The organism is Kitasatospora sp. NPDC041988 (genome assembly GCF_055588525.1).
The window spans coordinates 1-4297 of sequence record NZ_JBVJCO010000104.1; the positions used below are offsets into that span (position 1 = coordinate 1).

2 protein-coding genes are annotated in these 4297 nt (G+C 72.5%); both read right to left on the reverse strand.

The features are described 5' to 3' along the window. A partial coding sequence (locus tag ACZ6NC_RS41810) for an amino acid adenylation domain-containing protein (protein ID WP_465739126.1) occupies positions 1–3749 on the reverse strand: 3749 nt, incomplete at its 3' end. An 11-nt stretch (positions 3750–3760) separates the two neighbouring features. Beyond that, positions 3761–4297, reverse strand: a 537-nt coding sequence (locus ACZ6NC_RS41815) for a phosphopantetheine-binding protein (protein ID WP_465739127.1), incomplete at its 5' end; no start/stop codon positions are given.

The window sequence follows — 4297 nt, forward strand, 5'->3', positions numbered from 1 at the left end:
GTGTCCTCGCCGAGGAGCTGCTGCTGCCACAGGGTGTAGTCGGCGTACTGCACCGGCAGCGGCTGCCACGCGGGGGCGGCGCCGTCGAGCCGGGCCGCGTAGGCCTCGGAGAGGTCCCGGGCGAGCGGGCCCATCGACCAGCCGTCGCCCGCGATGTGGTGGACGATCAGCAGCAGGACCTGCTGCTGCGGCCCGGTGGTGAACAGCTCCGCGCGCAGCGGGATGTCACCGGAGAGGTCGAAGGTGTGGCCCGCCGCGTCGGCGAGGGCCTGCTCCAGGCCGGCCTCGGTGACCTCGGTGACGGGCAGGTCGAGGGTGGCCGCCGTTGCTTCGAGGATGTGCTGGTGGGGCTGCCCGTTGTGGGTCGGGTAGACGGTGCGCAGGATCTCGTGGCGGGTCACCACGTCGTGCAGCGCGCCCCGCAGGGCGTCGCGGTCCAGGGCGCCGCTGAGCCGCAGTGCGGTGGGGATGTTGTAGGTGGCGCTGGGGCCTTCGAGCTCGCCGAGGAACCAGAGCCGGCGCTGGGCGGCGGACAGCGGCACCACGTCCGGGCGCTCGCCCGCGGTGAGGGCGAGCCGGGTCGTGCCGGCTGCGCCGAGGCGTCCGGCCAGGCCGGCGACGGTCGGGGCCTCGAAGAGGGTGCGGATGCCGACCTCGACACCGAGTGCGGTGCGGATCCGGCTGACCAGGCGGGTGGCGAGCAGGGAGTGGCCGCCGAGCTCGAAGAAGCTGTCGTCGATGGTCACCGAGGTGACGCCGAGGACCTCGGCGAAGACGGTGCAGAGGATCTCCTCCTGCTCGGTCCGCGGTGCCCGGCCGGAGGCGTCGGTCGCATAGTCCGGGGCGGGCAGGGCCTTGCGGTCGAGCTTGCCGTTGGCCGTCAGCGGCAGGGCCTCCAGCATCACGACCGCGCTCGGGACCAGGTACTCCGGCAGCTGCTGCTGGAGGTCGCCGCGGATGGCGGCGGCGAGCGCCGCGTGGTCGTCGCCGCCCGGGGTGCCGTCGCCCTGGACCGGGACGACGTAGCCGACCAGGCGCTTGTCGCCGGGGGTGTCCTCGCGGACGATCACGGCGGCCTGGGCGGCGGACGGGTGCGCGGCCAGCGCGGACTCGACCTCGCCGAGCTCGATGCGGAAGCCGCGGATCTTCACCTGGTCGTCGGCGCGGCCGGCGAACTCCAGGGTGCCGTCGGCGCGCCAGCGCACCAGGTCACCGGTGCGGTACATCCGCTCGCCGGGAGTGCCGTAGGGGTTGGCGACGAAGCGCTCGGCGGACAGGCCCGGGCGGCCCAGGTAGCCGCGGGCCAGGCCCTCGCCCGCCGCGTACAGCTCACCCACCGCTCCCGGCGGGACCAGCTGCAGTCCGCTGTCGAGGACGTAGAGACGGGTCGCGGAGATCGGACCGCCGATCGGCACGCCGGCCCCGCGGTCGAGGTCGGCGGTCCGGATCGCGTGGGTGGTGGTGAAGGTGGTGTTCTCCGTAGGCCCGTACCCGTTGAGCAGCCGGACGTGGGGCAGACGCTCCAGTACGGTCCTGCACTGCGGCACCGAGAGGACGTCGCCTCCGGCCAGCAGGTAGCGCAGGCCCTGGAGTGCCTCGACGTCGGACTCCACCACTTCGTGGAAGAGCCCGGCGGTCAGCCAGAGCGCGGTCACGCGGTGTGAGGTCAGGAACTCGCGCAACTCGAGGACGGACAGCCCCTTCGGCGGGGCGATCGCCAGGGCGGCGCCGTTGAGCAGGGCGCCCCAGATCTCGAAGGTGGCCGCGTCGAACGACACCGAGGCCAACTGGCCGATGACGTCACCGGCACCCAGGTCGACGTAGCCGCTCTCCCACACCAGTCGGCCGATCGCCTGGTGGGGGACGGTGACGCCCTTGGGACGGCCGGTGGAGCCGGAGGTGTAGATGACGTACGCGGGGTGGTTCGGCTGCAGGCCGGGCCGGGGGTTGGCTGTGTCGAGGCCGGCCAGGCGGACGACGGTCTCGGGGTCGTCGAGGGCGATCCGCGCGGTGCCGTCGGGCAGGGTGTCCTGGGCGGACCTGGTGATGACCAGGGCGGGCCGGGCGTCGCCGAGCATGTAGGTGATGCGCTCGGTGGGGTAGTTGGGGTCGATCGGCAGGTAGGCGCCGCCGGCCTTGAGGATCGCGAGCAGGGCGATGACCAGGTCGGTGGAGCGTTCCAGGTGGACGCCGACCAGGGTCTCCGGACCGACGCCGTGCTCGGTCAGGAGGTGAGCGAGGCGGTTGGCGCGCTCGTTGAGCTCCGCGTAGGTGAGGGTTTCGTCGGCGAAGACGAGGGCGGTGGCGTCGGGGGTGCGGGCCACCTGGGCGTGGAACAGCTCCGGGAGCGTCGCGGCGGGTACGCCACGGGCGGTGTCGTTCCACTCGGTCAGGAGCCGGTGGCGCTCGGCCTGGTCCAGGACCTGGATGCGGCTGACGGGCTGCTGGGGGTCGGCGGCGACGGCCTCCAGCACCCGGGTGAAGCGCTGGGCGACGGCCTCGACCGTCGCGTGGTCGAACAGGTCGACGGCGAAGGTGATGGCGCTCTGGAGTCCGGCGGGCCGGCCCTGCGCGTCGAAGTTCTCGCCGAACTGGAAGTCCAGGTCGAACTTGGCGGGGGCCTGCCCTGCGGGGAGCAGTTCGGTTGCGAGGCCCGGGAGTTCGAGAGTGGCCCTGCTGTTGTTCTGAAGGGTCAGCATGACCTGGAACAGCGGATGCCGGGCCATCGAGCGGGTCGGGGCCAAGTCCTCGACGAGGCGCTCGAACGGGATGTCCTGGTTCGAGAAGGCGCCGAGGCCGGAGTCCTGCACCCGGGCGAGGAGCTCGCCGAAGCTGGGGTCGCCGTCCAGGTCGGTGCGCATGACCAGGGTGTTGATGAAGAAGCCGACCAGGTCCTCAAGGGCTTCGTCGGTGCGTCCGGCGATGGGGGTGCCGACGGGGATGTCGGTGCCCGCGCCGAGGCGGGAGAGCAGGGTCGCCAGGGCCGCCTGGAGGACCATGAACATCGTGACGCCGCGGGAGCGGGCCAGGTCGGCGAGCTGCTGGTGCAGCTCGGCGGGGATGTCCAGGTCGTAGGTCGCACCCCGGTGGGTGGCGACGGCCGGGCGGGGCCGGTCGGTGGGCAGCCGCAGCTCCTCCGGCAGACCGGCCAGCGCCTCGCGCCAGTGGGCGAGCTGCTCGGACAGGACGCTCTCGGGATCGGTGTCCTCACCGAGGAGGTCCTGCTGCCACAGGGTGTAGTCGGCGTACTGCACCGGCAGCGGCTCCCAGGTGGGGGCGTGGCCGGCGAGCCGGGCGGCGTAGGCGGTGGACACGTCCCGCGCCAGCGGGCCCATCGACCAGCCGTCACCGGCGATGTGGTGGACGATCAGCAGCAGGACCTGCTGCTGCGGCCCGGTGGTGAACAGCTCCGCGCGCAGCGGGATGTCACTGGAGAGGTTGAAGGTGTGGCCCGCCGCGTCGGCGAGGGCCTGCTCCAGGCCGGCCTCGGTGACCTCGGTGACGGGCAGGTCGAGGGTGACCGCCGTCGGTTCGAGGATGTCCTGGTGGGGCTGGCCGTCGGCGGTGCTGGGGAAGACGGTGCGCAGGACTTCGTGCCGCTCGATGACGTCGTGCAGCGCGGCCCGCAGGGCCTCGCGGTCCAGGGCGCCGGTCAGCCGCAGGGCGGTGGGGATGTTGTACGTGGCGCTGGGGCCCTCAAGCTCGCTGAGGAACCACAGGCGCTGCTGGGCAAAGGACAACGGGATCATCAGAACTCCTCCTACCTACGCCGCGGCCGCAGAGCCGGCCTGGCCTTCTTTTGGGTTTCGAGTCGTGTGGCGAGGCCGGCGACGGTGGGTGTTTCGAACAGGGCGCGGATGGCCACCTCGGCCCCGAGCGCGGTGCGGATCCGGCTGATGAGGCGGGTCGCGTCGAGGGAGTGGCCGCCGAGTTCGAAGAAGTTGTCGTCGATGGTCACGGAGGTGACGCCGAGGACCTCGGCGAACACACCGCAGAGGAGTTCTTCCTGCGCGTTGCGGGGGCTCCGCCCGGACGCGCTGGTCGTGCGGGTGGGTGCGGGCAGGGCGTTCCGGTCGAGCTTGCCGTTGGCGGTGAGGGGCAGGGCCTCCAGCTGGACGATGGCGCTGGGGACCATGTAGTCGGGGAGTTCCGAGGCGAGGTGCTTGCGCAGCAGCTCGGTGTCCACGGCCTCCGGTGAGACCGGGACGAGGTAGGCGACGAGGCGCTTGTCGCCGGGGGTGTCTTCGCGGGCGATGGCGGTGGCTTGGGCGATGGCGGGGTGTGTGGTGAGGGCTGC